Origin of the sequence: Vibrio sp. J2-3(2022), assembly GCF_021725735.1 — a bacterium.
GTDB lineage: Bacteria > Pseudomonadota > Gammaproteobacteria > Enterobacterales > Vibrionaceae > Vibrio > Vibrio diabolicus.
This window is the reverse complement of the sequence record NZ_JAKKCK010000003.1, coordinates 20,946-35,406: the sequence shown is the minus strand read 5'-3', so window position 1 is coordinate 35,406 and position 14,461 is coordinate 20,946. Positions and strand designations below refer to the sequence as shown.

At 45.8% G+C, this 14,461-nt stretch carries 13 protein-coding genes; 8 read left to right on the top strand and 5 right to left on the bottom strand.

What is annotated here, in order from left to right; all coding sequences use genetic code 11:
- Nucleotides 1-142 precede the first annotated feature (142 nt).
- The 6 genes from murJ to ispH all read left to right on the top strand — a co-directional run bounded on the left by murJ (nt 143) and on the right by ispH (nt 7,764).
- Nucleotides 143-1,705 (top strand): murein biosynthesis integral membrane protein MurJ, encoded by a 1,563-nt coding sequence (murJ, locus tag L3V27_RS12605; RefSeq protein ID WP_046873949.1) that lies wholly within the window; start codon nt 143-145, stop codon nt 1,703-1,705.
- A gap of 70 nt (nt 1,706-1,775) precedes the next feature.
- Nucleotides 1,776-2,711: a bifunctional riboflavin kinase/FAD synthetase gene (gene ribF / locus L3V27_RS12600; protein ID WP_237311978.1), complete on the top strand. Its 936-nt coding sequence runs from the start codon at nt 1,776-1,778 to the stop codon at nt 2,709-2,711.
- Nucleotides 2,712-2,775: 64 nt separating this feature from the next.
- Complete coding sequence (gene ileS / locus L3V27_RS12595; protein ID WP_167426875.1) at nt 2,776-5,604, top strand: isoleucine--tRNA ligase; 2,829 nt, start codon at nt 2,776-2,778, stop codon at nt 5,602-5,604.
- A 73-nt stretch (nt 5,605-5,677) separates the two neighbouring features.
- Nucleotides 5,678-6,187 (top strand): signal peptidase II, encoded by a 510-nt coding sequence (gene lspA / locus L3V27_RS12590; protein WP_005397302.1) that lies wholly within the window; start codon nt 5,678-5,680, stop codon nt 6,185-6,187.
- A 156-nt stretch (nt 6,188-6,343) separates the two neighbouring features.
- Nucleotides 6,344-6,775 carry an FKBP-type peptidyl-prolyl cis-trans isomerase gene (gene fkpB, locus L3V27_RS12585; RefSeq protein ID WP_012842130.1) on the top strand — a complete coding sequence of 144 codons (432 nt, stop codon included), beginning with the start codon at nt 6,344-6,346 and terminating at the stop codon, nt 6,773-6,775.
- Between the two features lie 23 nt (nt 6,776-6,798).
- Nucleotides 6,799-7,764: a 4-hydroxy-3-methylbut-2-enyl diphosphate reductase gene (gene ispH, locus L3V27_RS12580; protein WP_167713382.1), complete on the top strand. Its 966-nt coding sequence runs from the start codon at nt 6,799-6,801 to the stop codon at nt 7,762-7,764.
- Nucleotides 7,765-7,810: 46 nt separating this feature from the next.
- On the opposite strand, the gene L3V27_RS12575 is transcribed toward ispH, so the two are convergent.
- The 4 genes from L3V27_RS12575 to L3V27_RS12560 form a co-directional block, all read right to left on the bottom strand.
- Nucleotides 7,811-8,284: a low molecular weight phosphatase family protein gene (locus L3V27_RS12575; RefSeq protein ID WP_237311976.1), complete on the bottom strand. Its 474-nt coding sequence runs from the start codon at nt 8,282-8,284 to the stop codon at nt 7,811-7,813.
- A 71-nt stretch (nt 8,285-8,355) separates the two neighbouring features.
- Nucleotides 8,356-9,084 (bottom strand): two-component system response regulator BtsR, encoded by a 729-nt coding sequence (btsR, locus tag L3V27_RS12570; RefSeq protein WP_237311974.1) that lies wholly within the window; start codon nt 9,082-9,084, stop codon nt 8,356-8,358.
- A gap of 31 nt (nt 9,085-9,115) precedes the next feature.
- Nucleotides 9,116-10,786 carry a sensor histidine kinase gene (locus L3V27_RS12565; RefSeq protein WP_237311973.1) on the bottom strand — a complete coding sequence of 557 codons (1,671 nt, stop codon included), beginning with the start codon at nt 10,784-10,786 and terminating at the stop codon, nt 9,116-9,118.
- Nucleotides 10,787-10,979: 193 nt separating this feature from the next.
- The gene (locus L3V27_RS12560; RefSeq protein ID WP_005381914.1) at nt 10,980-12,464 is read right to left on the bottom strand and encodes a carbon starvation protein A; all 1,485 of its coding nucleotides are present in this window, start codon (nt 12,462-12,464) and stop codon (nt 10,980-10,982) included.
- Nucleotides 12,465-12,744: 280 nt separating this feature from the next.
- Here L3V27_RS12560 and L3V27_RS12555 point away from each other — a divergent pair, with 280 nt between their 5' ends.
- On the top strand, nt 12,745-13,086 hold the full coding sequence (locus L3V27_RS12555; RefSeq protein ID WP_012842128.1) for a DUF2799 domain-containing protein: 342 nt from the start codon (nt 12,745-12,747) through the stop codon (nt 13,084-13,086).
- A 111-nt stretch (nt 13,087-13,197) separates the two neighbouring features.
- Complete coding sequence (locus L3V27_RS12550; RefSeq protein WP_012842127.1) at nt 13,198-13,470, top strand: hypothetical protein; 273 nt, start codon at nt 13,198-13,200, stop codon at nt 13,468-13,470.
- Between the two features lie 51 nt (nt 13,471-13,521).
- Here L3V27_RS12550 and murQ read toward each other — a convergent pair whose 3' ends face one another.
- Nucleotides 13,522-14,451, bottom strand: a complete 930-nt coding sequence (gene murQ, locus L3V27_RS12545) for an N-acetylmuramic acid 6-phosphate etherase (protein WP_134647790.1) — start codon at nt 14,449-14,451, stop codon at nt 13,522-13,524.
- Nucleotides 14,452-14,461 lie beyond the last annotated feature (10 nt).

The following is a 14,461-nucleotide window of genomic DNA, read 5'->3' as shown; positions in this document are numbered from 1 at the left end:
TTTTATACCAATGCTAATAATTATCCGCGAAAGGCACACTTATTCCTTACAACCCGCGGATAGATTTTTGACGTCTATTTACAGCACCTGTCAGAGAAACAGTATAGGGTTAGCTGTCTTATGGTGATATTCCGAGGTTACAGTGAGTAAACGACTACTCAAGTCTGGCATGATCGTCAGTGCTATGACATTTATTTCCCGCGTTCTTGGCCTAGTTCGTGATGTTGTAGTGGCAAATTTAATGGGGGCAGGAGCAAGCGCAGACGTCTTTTTCTTCGCCAATAAAATTCCTAATTTTTTACGACGTTTGTTTGCTGAAGGGGCTTTTTCCCAAGCGTTTGTACCTGTTTTAACGGAAAGCCATGCTCAAGGCGACATGGATAAAACTCGGGAACTGATTGCTAGAGCGGCGGGTACGTTAGGGGTGATAGTCTCTATTGTTACCATTTTAGGTGTCCTAGGCTCCGGCGTGGTCACTGCAGTGTTTGGTTTTGGTTGGTTCCTTGACTGGATGCATGGTGGCCCGGCTGCAGCAAAGTTTGAGCTTGCTAGCGTGATGCTCAAAATCACCTTTCCCTATTTATGGTTCATTACCTTCGTCGCTCTATCGGGCGCTATCCTCAATACATTAGGTAAATTTGCTGTCTCCTCCTTTACCCCTGTTTTCCTCAATGTGATGATTATTTTGGCGGCGTGGTTTATCTCGCCGCAAATGGAAATGCCAGAAATAGGGCTTTCCATTGGTGTTTTCTTAGGTGGTTTGGTCCAGTTCTTATTCCAAATTCCCTTCCTTATTAAAGCAGGCGTCATGGTTAAGCCAAAATGGGGCTGGCGCGATCCGGGTGTAGTGAAAATCCGTACTTTGATGATCCCCGCTTTATTTGGCGTATCGGTCAGTCAGATTAACCTGTTGTTTGATACGTTCATCGCCAGTTTTTTGCAAACCGGTTCGATCAGCTGGCTGTATTACTCAGACCGCTTATTGGAATTTCCTTTAGGCCTGTTTGGTATTGCGATTGCGACTGTGATTTTACCCGCGCTTTCACGTAAACACGTTGACGCACAAAGTGAAGGCTTCGCACAAACCATGGATTGGGGGGTGCGCATGGTGATCTTGCTTGGCCTTCCTGCAATGCTTGGTCTGATGGTACTGGCAAAACCTATGCTGATGGTTCTGTTTATGCGAGGTGAATTTTCTCCTCAAGACGTACATCAAGCATCATTGTCGCTTTTTGCCTACGCTTCAGGTTTGTTGAACTTCATGCTGATTAAGGTGCTAGCGCCAGGTTATTACTCGCGTCAAGATACTAAAACGCCAGTAAAGTACGGCATCATTGCGATGGTGACCAACATGGTATTTAACGCAATTTTTGCGTACTTTTATGGTTACGTTGGTTTGGCTATCGCGACGGCACTTTCGGCGTTTGTGAATATGGCATTGCTGTATCGTGGTCTACATATCGCAGGGGTATACCAAATCACCAAACGAACCGTCTTCTTTATTATACGTTTGGTTATTGCAGGTGCGGCGATGGTGGCTGCGATCTTATGGCAATTGGAAGACATGTCAGTGTGGCTAGATTGGAGCTTTGCTCACCGCAGCGGTGTACTAGGAATGTTGATCGGTCTAGGAGCCGTGGTTTACCTAGTGGTTCTATTTTTAACTGGTGCACGCTTAAAAGACCTAAAAGCTGGGACAGACTAAGGGTGATTAGTATATAATCCGTCAGTTTCACACAGTGTAAAGTAAAAACAGAGGCAGAAAGCAGTATCCAATGGAACTGATTAGAGGCATTCACAATATCACCCCGCGACATCATGGTTGCGTGCTGACTATTGGCAATTTCGATGGTGTCCATAAAGGCCATCAACAAGTATTGCACCAAGTGTCTGAGCAAGCGGACAGGCTATCATTGCCTTCTGTTGTGATGACCTTTGAACCTCAGCCGATGGAGCTGTTTGCCAAAGATAAGGCACCTGCACGGTTGACGCGATTACGCGATAAGTTCGTGCAATTGAGTAAGCTCGATATTGATCGCTTGCTCTGCGTCAATTTCAATCGTCATTTTGCAAGTTTAACCGCGGAAGAATTTATCCGTGACTTGTTGGTCGAGCGTTTGGGTGTTAAGTTTCTTGTCGTTGGTGATGATTTCTGCTTTGGCAAAGGCCGTACAGGTAACTTTGCAATGCTGCAGGAAGCAGGGGAAAAGTACGGTTTTGATGTCGTGAGTACCCAGAGCTTTTGTTTACAACAATTACGTGTCAGCAGTACGGCTATCCGTCAAGCGCTGGCGCGTGACGATTTGCATTCCGCGCAACAGATGCTGGGAAGAAACTACAGCATCAGCGGTCGTGTTTCTCACGGAAGAAAGCTGGGAAGAACGATAGGTTTTCCTACTGCGAATATTCCTTTGAAACGCTGTGTTTCTCCGGTCTCCGGAGTCTATGTTGTTCAAGCGCTTGGCTTAGGAAATAAGCCAATTGGTGGTGTCGCTAATATTGGTCAAAGACCGACTGTCAATGGCGTTCGCCAGCAGTTAGAAGTACACTTATTCGACTTTCATGCCAATTTATATGGCAAGCAACTAGAAGTGGAACTTTTGCATAAACTTCGAGATGAGCAAAAGTTTGAGTCGTTTGAAGCACTTAAACAACAAATCGAATTGGATGCTGAAGCAGCAAGGGTGTGGCTGCGTCAGCTTAAGCGTTGAGCGGTTTATTCCACCGTTCAACATAATGTCTAATTTTCGCCCAATATAACGGAATTAAGAATCGATGAGTGAGTATAAAGATACCCTGAACTTACCTGAAACAGGGTTTCCAATGCGCGGCAATCTGGCCAATCGTGAGCCAGAAATGCTTAAGCGTTGGTACAAAGAAGATCTTTACGGTGAAATCCGTAAAGCTAAGAAAGGCAAAAAGTCATTCGTATTGCACGATGGCCCTCCTTACGCAAATGGTGACATTCATATTGGTCACGCACTAAACAAGATTCTTAAAGACATTATTATTAAATCCAAAACACTTTCAGGTTTTGACGCACCTTACATTCCTGGCTGGGATTGCCACGGTCTACCTATTGAATTAATGGTAGAGAAAAAAGTAGGCAAGCCAGGCCAAAAAGTGACGGCAGCAGAATTCCGCGAGAAATGTCGTGAATACGCAGCAGGTCAGGTTGAAGGTCAGAAAGAGAGCTTCAAACGCCTTGGTATCATGGGTGAGTGGGACAAGCCATACCGCACCATGGATTTTGCAACTGAAGCGAACATTATTCGTGCTCTTGGTAAGATCGCAAGCAATGGTCACCTGCTAAAAGGTTTCAAACCTGTTCACTGGTGTACAGACTGTGGTTCTGCTCTTGCTGAAGCGGAAGTAGAATACAAAGATAAAGTATCGCCATCTATCGACGTTCGTTTTAAAGCGGCTGACGAAGCGGCACTGTTGTCTAAGTTTGAGCTGACTGAAGGCCATGAAGGTAAAGGCGATATCTCTATTGTCATCTGGACGACAACACCTTGGACGCTTCCTGCGAACCGTGCTGTGTGTCTACGTGATGACCTTGAGTATGTACTTATCCAAGTTGAAGGCGAGCAACCTGAACGTATCATCGTTGCAGCTGAACTAGCGAAAGACGTAATGGACCGTGCTGGTATCGAGCACTTCCACAATCTTGGCTTTGCTAAAGGTGCGGATCTAGAGCTTTCTCAATTCCAACACCCATTCTACGATTTCACTGTACCGGCTATCCTTGGTGATCACGTTACGACTGATTCAGGTACTGGTGTTGTTCACACTGCACCTGGTCACGGTCAAGAAGACTTCGCGGTTGGTAACAAGTACAACCTAGAAGTAGCAAACCCAGTTGGTTCAAACGGTGTTTACTTACCAGATACAGAGCTATTTGCTGGTCAGCACGTATTTAAAGCGAACGATGCAGTAGTAGAAGTACTGAAAGAAAAAGGTGCACTACTACACCACCACGCTTACGAGCACAGCTACCCACACTGTTGGCGTCATAAGACTCCAATCATCTTCCGTGCTACACCTCAATGGTTCGTTTCTATGGACCAAGCTGGCCTACGTGCTAAAGCATTAGAGTCAATCAAGAACGTAGAGTGGATGCCTGAGTGGGGTCAAAGCCGCATCGAAGGTATGATCGAAGGTCGCCCTGAATGGTGTATCTCTCGTCAACGTACTTGGGGTGTGCCAATCGCTCTGTTTGTTCATAAAGAAACAGCAGAACTTCATCCAAACACACTAGAGCTGATTGAAAAAGTCGCGAAGTTGGTTGAAGAGAAAGGCATCCAAGCATGGTGGGATGTCGACGCAGCTGAACTACTCGGTGCTGACGCTGACCAATACGAAAAAGTGCTCGATACGCTAGACGTATGGTTCGACTCAGGTGTCACTCACTTCTCCGTTGTTGATGCTCGTGAAGAGTACAATGGCAACAGTGCAGACTTATACCTAGAAGGTTCTGACCAACACCGTGGTTGGTTCCAGTCTTCTCTAATTTCATCTATCGCGATGAAAGACGAAGCGCCTTACAAACAAGTACTGACACACGGTTTCGTGGTTGATGGTCAGGGTCGTAAGATGTCTAAATCTATCGGTAACGTGGTTGCGCCAAAAGACGTAACTAACAAGCTAGGTGCTGACATTCTTCGTCTATGGGTTGCTTCAACAGACTACACTGGTGAAGTTGCGGTTTCGGATGAAATCCTAAAACGTAGCGCAGATGCTTACCGTCGTATCCGTAACACAGCGCGTTTCTTCCTTGCTAACCTAAGCGGCTTCAACCCTGAAACAGACATCGTTCCTGTTGAAGAGATGGTTGCGCTAGATCGCTGGGCAGTTGGTCGTGCGCTAGCAGCACAAGAAGAGATTGTTAAAGCATACGAAGAGTACAACACACACGGTGTGACTCAGCGTCTAATGCAATTCTGTTCGATCGAAATGGGCTCTTTCTACCTAGACGTAATTAAAGACCGTCAGTACACAGCAAAACGTGGCGGCAACGCTCAACGTAGCTGTCAGACTGCACTTTACTACATCGTAGAAGCGCTAGTTCGTTGGATGGCGCCAATCATGTCGTTCACTGCAGATGAAATCTGGAACGAAATGCCAGGCGAGCGCGACAAGTTCGTATTCACTGGTGAGTGGTTCGACGGTCTATTCGGCCTTGCTGAAGGTGAAGAGCTGAACAATGAATTCTGGGCTGAGATCCAAGCGGTTCGTGGTGCAGTAAACAAACTTCTAGAAGATGCGCGTAAAGAGAAAACCATCGGTGGTGCACTACAAGCTGAAGTGACTCTATTTGCTGATGACGCTTTAGCGGCGAAGATCAACAAACTTGAAGATGAACTGCGCTTTGTTCTACTAACCTCTGCGGCGAAAGTTAAGCCTCTAGGTGAGAAGACTGATGCAGCACAAGCCACGGATATCGAAGGCTTGTTTGTTGAAGTAGCAGCAGCTGAAGGCGAGAAGTGTGATCGTTGTTGGCACCACACGCCAGACGTAGGCACAATTGAAGGTCACGAGAAAATCTGTGGTCGTTGTGTATCTAACGTAGAAGGCGAAGGTGAAGTACGTAAATTCGCGTAATTGCCTAGAACGACTGAACTTTTTTTAAAATTAACAGCCCCAGTATTTACTGGGGCTGTTTGTAGGTAAAGTAATGAGTGAAAAAGCACTGTCTTTAAAGCAATCTGGTATTCGCTGGTTATGGTTAGCGGTGGTTATCTTTTTAGCTGATATTGGCATTAAGTATGTTGTAATGAACAACATGGGATATGGCTGGGCAAACCGCATAGAAATTTTGCCATTCTTTAATCTTTTGTACGTGCATAACTATGGTGCTGCTTTTAGCTTTTTGAGTGATCAAGCGGGCTGGCAACGTTGGTTATTTACAGGTATTGCTTTTATCGTTACGGGTCTTTTGACTTACTGGATGAGTAAACTACCAGCGAAAGAGAAATGGAATAATATTGCTTATGCCATGATTATTGGTGGCGCAGTAGGCAACGTATTCGACCGAGTAATACATGGGTTTGTCGTGGATTATTTGGACTTTTTCTGGGGTAATTATCACTGGCCAGCGTTCAACCTTGCAGACATGGCGATCTGTATTGGTGCCGCGATGATTATTCTTGACGGCTTTCGAAAGAAAGACGAGGCGAAAGCCTAAGTAGTGGCAGTGTATATTGCGAAAAGTTGAATAACCCTAAGCGTCGCCCGTTGATTCGAGCGACGCTTTTTATTATGTTGGAGCGCCAATCAGCATATCAATGTATAAAAAGACCAAGCTGACAGCGTAATAACCCAAGAACAAGGAAGCAGTAACGTGACAACAATAACCAATGAATCTGTAGTAACCCTTCACTTTACGATTAAAATGAAAGATGGATCGGTTGCGGATAGTACTCATAACATGGGTAAACCAGCGAAATTTGTTATGGGTGATGGCAGCTTGAGTGAAAACTTTGAGCAGTGCTTAATAGGCTTAGAAACAGGCGCCCAAAAAGCGATTGAGCTAAAAGCAGAAGACGCGTTTGGCATGCCAAACCCAGACCATGTACACCATATGGATCGCACTAAGTTTGTAGGTGATGCAGAAGTAGAAGTGGGTACAATCATGGCGTTCAGTGGTCCTGATGGTATGGAAATCCCGGGCATTATTACAGAGATTGCTGGCGATTCAGTCACTGTGGACTTCAACCATCCTCTAGCGGGACAAGACGTGACTTTCGAAGTTGAAATTTTGTCAGTAGAATAGCGAACCCAATAAAGATAATTTCCATGAGCAATGAAATGAAAATCCTATTAGCTAACCCACGCGGCTTTTGTGCTGGTGTAGACCGTGCGATTAGCATCGTAGAGCGTGCGCTAGAGATGTATCAGCCACCGATTTATGTTCGTCATGAGGTGGTGCATAACCGTTTTGTGGTTGAAGGGCTAAAACAACGTGGCGCTGTCTTCGTTGAAGAGCTGCATGAAGTGCCAGACAACAACATTGTGATTTTTTCTGCTCATGGTGTATCGCAGGCGGTTCGTCAGGAAGCTAAGCAGCGAGATTTGACGGTATTTGACGCAACGTGTCCTTTGGTAACCAAAGTGCATATGGAAGTAGCGCGAGCAAGCCGCCGCAATATGGAAGTGGTTCTGATTGGTCACGCAGGTCACCCTGAAGTGGAAGGCACAATGGGGCAGTACGCGAGTGAAACGGGTGGTATGTACTTGGTTGAAACCCCTGCCGATGTTGAGAAACTGAAGTCGATTGTGAAAGATCCATCAGATCTTCATTACGTAAGCCAAACGACACTTTCTGTAGATGAAACTGCCGATGTTATCGAAGAGCTACGCCGCGTCTTCCCAGATATCCAAGGACCACGTAAAGACGATATCTGTTACGCGACACAAAACCGCCAAGATGCCGTACGTGAATTAGCGGGTGACGTAGATGTGATGGTTGTGGTGGGTTCTAGAAACTCATCAAACTCTACACGTCTTAAAGAGCTAGCTGAAAAGCTAGGGACACCTGGCTACTTAACCGACTGTCCGGAAGATATCAAACCTGAGTGGTTCGAAGGCAAAACAAAGGTCGGCGTGACTGCGGGGGCATCTGCTCCGGAAGAGCTCGTTAATCAGATTCTAGAGCGAATCAAAGAACTCGTCGGTGCCGAAGCGGTTGATGAAGTACTTGGTCGCGAAGAGAATATGTTCTTTGAAGTACCTAAAGAACTGCAAATCAAGCAAGTGGATTAGTCTCCATTTATCGAATATTCAAAAGGCGACCTGTGGGTCGCCTTTTTTACATCTCTCTTAACTCATTTAGGTAATCACGAATTTGGTCTTTTCCTAAGCCATCGATAATCATATCGGACATCTTCGTGATTCTTCGCTCAAGCGACTGAGCAACCCTTTCGCAATGTGCGTACACCTCTTCATCAGAACCTTCAGTCGGAAAGGCATCGACTTGCCAGTTTACTCGAACGCCCCCCGCAAGCCATTGAGGAGCTGTCTCTTGATGTAAAGAGTCACAGAGAATAATCACGATGTCAGGAAGAAACTGAGTTCGCTCTTCCCATGAGTGGGTGTGGATATGTGGAATGGGAAGTTGGTGGTCATCTAAATATTTTTGCACCACAGGGTGAACTGTGCCTGTGGGATGAGAGCCACCGCTGGCGACACTAAACTCTGCTGGCAGGATATGGGTTGCGATCGACTCAGCGAGCACACTTCGTCCAGCATTGTGCTTACATATGAACAAAACTTTATACATCATCGCCTCGTCTTTTCGGAGCGTCTTATTTATACGCTAGCGGAAACTCAGCGGTGATGTGTGAACTTTTTGTGTTAGTGGCTAATGCCCAGCATCTCTTTGAGCACTTTAAGGTAGCGGCGGCTTACTGGTATCTCAAAGCCAGTTTTGGTGATGATTTCTGCTAATCCGTTTTCGAGTAATTTGATTTCGCTGATGGCCTTAATATTGACTAAGTATTGGCGATGACAGCGTACCAGTGGGGTTTTCTCTTCTAGCGTTTTTAATGTTAGTTGAGTGCTCGCGGCTTGGCTGGTGGAGCGTACATGCACGCCGCTAATGTCACTGTATGCACATTCTACCGTGTCGGTGGCCATGATGACGATACGGTTGTGCCCGATGCACGGAATCTGATCTAAAGTGTCGGGCGTAATAGCAGACAGTTGTTGAGTTAGGGCTGATTGACTAATGACTTTATTTAGCCGTTTGACCGTTTTGGTTAAACGGCATGGGTCGACAGGTTTGAGCAAGTAATCAAAGGCGTTGTCTTCAAACGCTTGAATTGCATACTGGTCGTAAGCCGTGACAAAAACCACATAAGGCATGGTTTCTGGATCAAGCATTCCAAGTAGTTCAATCCCAGTGACTTGAGGCATTTGGATATCGAGAAACACCACATCAGGTTTGAGCTCATTGATTTTTTTTAGACCAAGGATCGCGTTTGAGGCATTGTCCACCACTTCAACTTGGCCTGTTTCATCCAATAACTCTGTCAGCTCTTCACGAGCAAACTGTTCATCATCAATGACGAGTGCGGTTAACATCCAACATTACCTTTATTGCTTCAACGTGCTTTTATGATTTTGGGGGAATGATAAAGCTCATTTTAGTAAATTGATGTGGCTCGCACGTAATTTTTAGCGATGCATCACGCCCAAATTGATTAGTGAGACGTTTGTCGACAATTTCTAAACCTAGCCCGGAGTGGTTTTCTTTTGGCGGTTCAAAACTGCCTGCATTGTCTTCGACGGTAATCAAATGACCTTGTGGGTGTGCTTCGCTGTATATATGAACTTTACCACCTTCAAGCATGTTTGAAATGCCGTGTTTAATGGCATTCTCAACCAAAGGCTGGAGTGTAAAGCTTGGCAATTTGATGTCCAGCAATTCAGGTTGAATATCGATTTCAACCTCTAAGCGGTCCGTAAAACGAGCTTTTTCGATGCTCAAGTACGAGTTCACATGTGCTAGCTCTTCTTTTAGCGTCACGGTATTAATGTTCTGCTTTAAATTGCTGCGGAAGAAGTGCGATAAATTTTGGATTAGCTCGCGCGCTTTGTCAGGATCACGGCGAGTAATCGCACTAATGGTATTGAGTGCATTAAACAAAAAGTGTGGATTCACCTGAGCGTGAAGCAGTTTGATTTCTGCTTGAGCGAGTAAGGCTTGTTGTTGCTGGTAGTCGCCATACAAGATTTGGCTAGAGAGAAGCTGAGCTATCCCTTCCGCCATTGACATGTTGGCCGTAGAGAACAATTTACGCTTCGGTTCATACAGCTTTATGGTACCAATGACCTCTTTCCCTGCACGCAGTGGGATGATCAGCGCGGAGCCAAGTTTGCAGTCTTTTGCGATGGAACATTGGTATGGACGTTCTGAGCCATCAAGATAAATGATGTCGTTTTTCTCCATGGAATCCAATGTGCTTTGCGATGAAATCGGCGTGTTCGGTTTATGGTGATCATCGCCAATGCCCACAAACGCTAAGATTTTTTCTTGGTCGGTAATCGCGACAGCGCCCACTTTGGTTTCTTCGTAAATAATACGCGCGATTTTCTCAGCGTTTTCGGTGTTGAAGCCGTTGCTTAGAATTCCCACTGAGCGATCAGCAATGGTGAGTGCTCGACGCGAAAACGTCGCAGAAAACTTTTCAAAGATCGCTTTTCTGTCTTGCAGGATACTCATGAACAATGCCGCACCAAATGAGTTCGCGATGATCATCGGTGCTGCAATGGCAGACACCAGCTCATAGGCTTGATCAAAGGGTTTAGCGACGGCGAGCAGCAAAATCATTTGCACAACTTCTGCAACAAACGTGACGCTGAATACGACGCTTGGATTAAACAGCAATGCGCCTTTATTTCGCTTGATAAGGTAAACGTGGAGCAAGCCACCAATTACGCCCTCGGCGGTGGTTGAAATTGCGCAGGCGAGGTCAGTAAAGCCACCAAGAGAGTATCGATGGATGCCACCAGTAAATCCGACGGCGAAACCCACCACTGGGCCACCAAACAGCCCGCCCATGACCGCGCCGATCGCGCGAGTATTAGCAATAGCATCGTTGATGTGCAGACCGAAATAGGTGCCGAGAATACAAAAGCCAGAGAAGAGTACGTAACAAATTAGGCGGTGGCTTAAGCGCGAAGAAATACTCAGCAAAGGTAAGATGATTGGCGTTTTACTTAGCATGTAAGCCAAAACTAAGTACACACACATCTGTTGTAAAAGGGAAACGACCAGTTCCATAGTGAACCTAACCTAGAATCAATGTTGTTATTGTATACCTAAGTCACCTCAAGATGCTTGGCTCAGATAAATAAGAACAGCTAAGTAAATGACGCTGCGCTCCGAGTTCTGAATCTTAAAGTGACTTGGGTATAAAACAAAAAGAGCCTGCAATTGGCAGGCTCCTATCTTAGTCACTCGGATGTGACGAGTATTACGCTGTTTCTGACACGGCTTGTGGTTTCTCTTCGTCAGCCAGTTCAGTTTCTCCTTTACCCTTAGAGGTTTTGATAACGTAACCAGTCACTGCTAGGGCAAACACAATACCGACGATAGTTGATAGTTGCATTGGCAGGCCAAAACCTAGCGAGCTGTTGTTTAAGATGAACGTGACACATACCGTGGTCATGAAGATAGCAGGGATAGTGGTAATCCAGTGCAGCTTGTTGTGACGTAGTAGGTAAGCGGACGCAGTCCAAAGCATCATTACTGCTGTTGTTTGGTTAGCAAAACCGAAGTAGCGCCAGATAATGCCGAAGTCTACTTGAGTTAAGATACCGCCGATAACGAACAGTGGAAGTGCCATCAGTAGGCGGTTACGTAGCGTCTTTTGTTCCATGTTGAAGTATTCAGCAAGGATCAGACGGCTTGAACGGAATGCTGTATCGCCAGACGTAATTGGTAGGATAACCACACCTAGGAACGCAAGGATACCACCGAACACACCAAGCAGACCAAATGATGCGCTGTATACCACGTTACCAGGGCCACCGTTTTTCACAGCTTCTGATAGTGCGTCTAGAGAGCCGAAGAAAGACAGAGCGATAGCACACCAGATTAGCGCGATAACACCTTCACCAATCATTGCTCCGTAGAAGACGAAACGACCATTTTTCTCGTTTTCCATACAACGCGCCATCAGTGGAGACTGAGTCGCGTGGAAGCCAGAGATCGCGCCACATGCGATAGTGATGAACAGTGCTGGCCATAGTGGCATATCATTTGGGTTAAGGTTCGAGAACATGTCTGAAACTTGGAAGTCACCCATTACTGTGTGTTCGCTAGAAAACGCAACGGCTGTCATTAGACCAACAGACATAAAGATAAGTAGAGCGCCAAACAGTGGGTAGAAGCGGCCAATGATTTTATCGACAGGAACAATCGTCGCAATGATGTAGTAAGCGAAGATAGCGATAACCATTGTAGTCATGCTTACGCTCAAGCTTGTTTGATCATTGATGAGGTTAGTAATCATGCCTGCAGGAGCAGAAACGAACACTACGCCAACAAGAAGCAGTAGGACAATGGCAAAAATATTCATAAAGTGTTTTGCGCCATTACCTAGGTAGCGACCCGTGATAGTAGGTACAGATGCGCCGCCGTTACGTACTGAAAGCATGCCAGAGAAGTAATCGTGTACTGCGCCAGCAAAAATACAACCGACAACAATCCAAAGCATTGCCGCTGGACCGTATAGTGCACCCATGATTGGGCCGAAAATTGGACCAACACCAGCGATGTTAAGTAGCTGAACTAGATAAACTTTCTTTGTTGACATTGGAACGAAGTCAACACCGTCCGATTTGGTGTGAGCAGGCGTTTGGCGTTTTTCATTGATGCCGAAAATCTTCTCGACGAAAGCGCCGTAGATGAAGTATCCGCCGATTAGGGCTGCGACACAGGTTAGAAACCACATCATAGCAATTGTCCTTGGTCTTAGTTGGGTAGGGTAATTTTTTAATCTCAGGATGCATGTTATGCGTCACTTGTGTTAAATGCATTCGGTTAGTAGATGAGTGGTCGAATAGAGCACTGAGTGGTCGATATACTGCTTGAGCGGTTTTTAAAATTGGCGAACGGTTGATTGCAGTAGTGAGCGGTTGATTCGAGGCGTCAGTGGTTTAATCTGCAAGCTAAGCGGCAAACGCCAATAATTAGTGGTAAGCTTATTTTTGAAAACAATTACTTAAGGAAGAACCATGAAAAAGGCAACGTTAGGTTTGGCGCTGGCTTTACTTGCAGGATGCGCTGCAACGACGGAAGATCTTGCCAAGTCAGGAGATTGGCATCAGATCGGATATCAAGATGGTGTAGCCGGACATACATCACGCACGATGAGCGAGCTGCGTGAGTTGGGTAGCGTTAAGCAAAGTGATTACGACCAAGGTTATTTAGAGGGGCTACGTGAATACTGCAACCCTGCTTTTGCGTATCAAATGGGGCTATCTGGTCAGTATTATGAAGGGGTTTGTGAGGGTACTGAGCAAGCACAAAAATTCCGTATGGAATGGCAGCGTGGCTGGAATGAGTACTCAAATTAATAGTCAATAAAGCCGTTGTGATACCGTCCAAAACATAATTGTGGCAAAATTCTCATTATTAAACTATGTTCATATTGCTTGATAGTGAGCACAGAAAAAAGGAATCACATTATGTCAACGCAAATGGCTGGTGGCTGGAGTCCATTTAATGAACTCAAAGCAGAGGATAAAGAAGTATTTGCTAAAGGTATCGAGGGGTTTGTCGGCGTCAAATATTCCCCTTTGGTTGTGGCTACTCAAGTCGTAGCCGGACAAAACTATGCGTTTTTCTGTAATGCAGAAGTTGTCTACCCTGGAGCACAACCATACCCAGCAATGGTTCATATGTTCAGCGACCTTGAAGGTAAAGTCGGTATTACTCACATTGAACGATTGAACTACTAAATTAAGCCATAAAAGGCGCCTGACTTTTAAATAAGTGAGGCGCTTTATTGATTAAGATTGATTCGCTTGATCGATCACGACTTTTCTTAAATATCCTTGTTTGGCTTTCAGTTGCTCAGTCGCGCTTTCTTTATCCAGCCCGGTTAAAATCATCAAAATAGCTAACTTGGCGTCGTAGTCCGTTTCTTTGAGCGCAGTTTTAGCCTCTTGGTTAGTACAATCTGTTGCTTGCATAACAATACGAGCCGCTCTTGCAACTAGCTTTGCATTTGTCGCTTTCACATCTACCATTAAGTTCTGATAACTTTTGCCTAGGCGAATCATGCTTGCAGTAGTGAGCATGTTCAGGACGAGCTTTTGCGCCGTCCCTGATTTTAAGCGAGTGGATCCCGTTAACGCTTCAGGTCCAACAACGGGGCTGATCGCAATATCGGCAATATCTGCAATCGGAGAGTCAGGGTTACAAGATAGTGCTACAGTGGTGGCACCAAGTTCGTTCGCATACTCTAAGCCACCAATCACGTACGGTGTTCGTCCACTTGCCGCAATACCAACGACGACATCGCGTTGTGTTAGCGCATTCTCTTTAAGATCTTGCTCGCCTAGTGCAGGATCGTCCTCTGCCCCTTCTTTTGCACGGAACATTGCCTCTTTTCCACCCGCAATAATACCAACGACCATCTCAGGATCCGTGCCAAAAGTCGGCGGGCATTCTGAAGCGTCCAAGACGCCGAGCCGACCACTGGTGCCTGCACCGATGTAAAACAACCGACCTCCGACCTTAAATGCTTCCGTGATCTTATCAACGGCTTCAGCGATCTCAGGCAACACTTTTTCAACGGCAAGAGGAACGAGTTTGTCCTGTTGGTTGATGCGTTGAACAATATCGAGAGAAGGCAGCAAGTCGATGTCCATGGTGTCTGGATTTCGCCCTTCAGATACCAGATGGGATAAAGCTGCGATAAGTGCATCGTTCGTCATAATGAATTAA

Coding starts and splice junctions, on each gene's coding strand:
- L3V27_RS12560 (WP_005381914.1), bottom strand. CDS start 12,464: ATGATGTGGTTTCTAACCTGTGTCGCAGCCCTAATCGGCGGATACTTC.
- L3V27_RS12555 (WP_012842128.1), top strand. CDS start 12,745: ATGAAAAAGGCAACGTTAGGTTTGGCGCTGGCTTTACTTGCAGGATGC.
- lspA (WP_005397302.1), top strand. CDS start 5,678: ATGAGTGAAAAAGCACTGTCTTTAAAGCAATCTGGTATTCGCTGGTTA.
- ispH (WP_167713382.1), top strand. CDS start 6,799: ATGAGCAATGAAATGAAAATCCTATTAGCTAACCCACGCGGCTTTTGT.
- murQ (WP_134647790.1), bottom strand. CDS start 14,451: ATGACGAACGATGCACTTATCGCAGCTTTATCCCATCTGGTATCTGAA.
- ribF (WP_237311978.1), top strand. CDS start 1,776: ATGGAACTGATTAGAGGCATTCACAATATCACCCCGCGACATCATGGT.
- btsR (WP_237311974.1), bottom strand. CDS start 9,084: ATGTTAACCGCACTCGTCATTGATGATGAACAGTTTGCTCGTGAAGAG.
- L3V27_RS12565 (WP_237311973.1), bottom strand. CDS start 10,786: ATGGAACTGGTCGTTTCCCTTTTACAACAGATGTGTGTGTACTTAGTT.
- L3V27_RS12550 (WP_012842127.1), top strand. CDS start 13,198: ATGTCAACGCAAATGGCTGGTGGCTGGAGTCCATTTAATGAACTCAAA.
- L3V27_RS12575 (WP_237311976.1), bottom strand. CDS start 8,284: ATGATGTATAAAGTTTTGTTCATATGTAAGCACAATGCTGGACGAAGT.
- ileS (WP_167426875.1), top strand. CDS start 2,776: ATGAGTGAGTATAAAGATACCCTGAACTTACCTGAAACAGGGTTTCCA.